A 2,701-nucleotide genomic window follows, 5' to 3' on the forward strand; every position below is an offset into this window, starting at 1 on the left:
GAGGGCGAGGTCGTCAAGTTCGGCGTCGTCCTCCTCGGCCAGGACGAGCGGCCGACCACGGTCCTGCACTCGTGGGCCACCGTCCAAGAAGCCGAGGAGTACGCCCGCGACCATGTCGGGGGCACCGGCTACCGGATAGTCCACCTCCGCCAGGTCGCCGGCCCCTGAGATCGGCCCCGCCGGCATCCCCAGCCGGCGGCCTCTGGCCTGCCCTACCCGCGGCGCGCAGCCGCCCACGCACCAGCACCATCCCCGATCCGCGTGGGCCGATGGCTGCGGACGACCCCCGCGGGTAGGGCAGCTCACCCGCTATGACGGAGGACCCATGCCAGACCCGTTTGATCCCCTCGACGACGCCGACGACGACTTCGAGCCCGTCACGACGACGCCGGACGGGGCGCAAGGTCAGTCCGACTGAGCCCCTTTGGCCGCCTGCCCGCCCGGGAGGCCGTCCGCGACGGTGCGGCGGGCAGGCACCCCACCCCTTGGGAGAGATCATGTCCTGGAAGGCCACCACTCCGGCCACTCCGGACGCGCCGGCTGTCCGGGTCGCCCGCGACGGCGCCGAGGTCGTCATCCGCTACCGCAGCACCAACGCCGGCGGCGACGTACGCCTGCCGCTGGTGATCTGGGACAGCCTGGCCGGCGCAACCCGCGCCGGCCGGCTCGACGGGCTCGGTGAGGCGTGGACGCCTTGGCTGTCGTCGGGTGGCCGGGCAAGGCTGCACGACGGCCACATCGAGCTCGGCTACGGCTACCTCCATGGATGGGGCGAACGCCTGCCCGAGCCGGTGTGGCGGGCGCTTGCGGCTGGCGTCCGCGCCGGCACGCTGGCCGATCTCCCCCATGCGGACCCGCAGGAGCTCGCGGAAGTAACCCGATGACCCCGAGACTCCTGCCTGTCGACTCGGTCGTCCCGGACGCGTTGCACCGCGCCCTGCTCAGGGCGCACACCCACTCGGGCAACGTCGACCGGTCGTTTACCGCGCAGCGGATCGCTGATCGGGTGCGGGTTTCGGCGGTGCCGATGGGCATTGCGTTGGACGCGCTCGCCGCTGACGGTCTGCTCCGCAGCAGGCGAACCGGGGACGGGCTCACCATCTACTACCGGGGTGATCTTCCCGACCGGGCGGGCGTTGACCAGCGCCGTCCCACGCTGGCCCCGATCAGCCGGCGGGAACTATGGTCGGCGATCAGCCCAGCCTGGCTGGGGTGCGAAGAGGCAGCCACGGAGGACATCGCCGCCAGGTTGGATGCCCCCGTCGGCCCGGCGGACCGGGCTTGGCTGCGTCTGCGGCTCGTGACGTGGACGGCGGCGGAGCTGCTGGTCTTGAGCAGCACCCGGCGGTGGGCGCTCACGACGCGCGGTCTGGACCAGTACGAGCGGCTGCGCCGGGTGCCGCCGAGCGACCCGCAGGTGTGGGCGGCGATCGCCGCCGAACAGCCCCGACGCCGACGGCGCGGCGGCTTGGATTGGGACGCTGTCGGCCGGCGTCTCGGGCTTCCGCTGTCGCGCCTGACGGCGTGGGCGGATCAGGCCGTCGACGACGGACTGATCGTCAGGACCGATGGTGGATTCCTGCTCAGCGCGGGTGGATGGCAGCGGGTTGACGACGTTGTCAAGGTCGGATGAGCCGGATGAGAAGGAGACGGTGTTGCGCGAACAGGTCCCACAGGAGCCGCAGGCGTTCCCCGGTGATGACCGGGTGGACCCGGAGAAGGCGATGTGGTGGCGGCCGACCGGAGCGCCGCCCGGCGCCCCGGTCATCGAATTCGCGGTCATCCCCGGTGGGCTCGCGTTCCGCCACTCCGACGAGCGTGAGGCAGTGGTCCAAGCCGGATGGGTGGCGGTGCGGATACTCCTCGCCGACCTCCTTATGATCAGCCCCGATCTGATCAACACATGGCCAGCGCACCCGATGGCCCGCGGGGAGCGGCCCGCGCACTGACCCGACCCCGAAGCGAACCAACCGAAGGAAACCGATGCCTCCCACCGCAACCATCACCAGCCCCGACACCGCGATGATCACATCTTTGTGGTTGGACATCACCCGGTTCTGCACGCTCGCGTGCACACACTGCTACAACCGGTCCGGGGTGACCGGCGGTCACGGCACCATGACCGCCAACGACTGGCTCACGGTGATCGACGATGCCGCCGCCCACGGGGTACGAACGGTGCGGATCATCGGCGGCGAGCCCACCTCGTACCCGGCGCTGCCCGATCTGGTCGACCGGGCGCTCGCCGTCGGCTTGGACGTCGAGATCTTCTCGAACCTGGTGCACATCTCCGACCAGATGTGGACGCTCTTCGAGCGGCCCGGTGTCAGCCTGGCAACCAGTTACTACAGCAGCGTCCCGGCCGAGCATGAGCAGGTCACCGGCCGGCGCGGCTCCCACGCCCGGACCCGGGCGAACCTCGTAGAGGCGTTGCGGCGGAGCATCCCGCTGCGCGGCGCCCTGATCGACACCGGGACCGCCGACGTTCACGCGGTGCGTGCCGATCTGCTCGGCCTCGGCGTCACTACCCTCCGCGTCGACAAGGTCCGGGCGTTCGGCCGCGCGGCCGGCGGTGACGGGGCGGGGCCCTGTGGGCGATGTGGGCTCGGTCGGGCGGCGATCCAGCCCGATGGCACGCTCACCCCCTGCGTGATGACCAGCGACCGCGACGGCGGGAATGTCCGGGACACCCCGCTGGCGT

4 protein-coding genes are annotated in these 2,701 nt (G+C 71.5%); all 4 read left to right on the forward strand.

The genetic code is table 11. The features are described from left to right. The first annotated feature begins 497 nt into the window (after positions 1-497). A complete protein-coding gene (locus tag G6R25_RS23225) occupies positions 498-884 on the forward strand; it encodes a hypothetical protein (protein WP_163554567.1) in 387 nt (128 codons plus the stop codon). Beyond that, positions 881-1,633 carry a helix-turn-helix domain-containing protein gene (locus tag G6R25_RS23230; RefSeq protein ID WP_163554568.1) on the forward strand — a complete coding sequence of 251 codons (753 nt, stop codon included), beginning with the start codon at positions 881-883 and terminating at the stop codon, positions 1,631-1,633. The genes G6R25_RS23225 and G6R25_RS23230 overlap by 4 nt, the downstream gene beginning before the upstream one ends. 22 nt (positions 1,634-1,655) lie before the next feature. Then, positions 1,656-1,949, forward strand: coding sequence for a hypothetical protein (locus tag G6R25_RS23235; protein ID WP_163554569.1), 294 nt, complete (start codon positions 1,656-1,658; stop codon positions 1,947-1,949). A gap of 34 nt (positions 1,950-1,983) precedes the next feature. Further along, the coding region (locus G6R25_RS23240) for a radical SAM protein (protein WP_163554570.1) at positions 1,984-2,701 on the forward strand (718 nt) is incomplete at its 3' end.

It is taken from the genome of Candidatus Frankia alpina (assembly GCF_902806485.1).
GTDB lineage: Bacteria > Actinomycetota > Actinomycetes > Frankiales > Frankiaceae > Frankia > Frankia alpina.

Coding starts and splice junctions, on each gene's coding strand:
- G6R25_RS23225 (WP_163554567.1), top strand. CDS start 498: ATGTCCTGGAAGGCCACCACTCCGGCCACTCCGGACGCGCCGGCTGTC.
- G6R25_RS23230 (WP_163554568.1), top strand. CDS start 881: ATGACCCCGAGACTCCTGCCTGTCGACTCGGTCGTCCCGGACGCGTTG.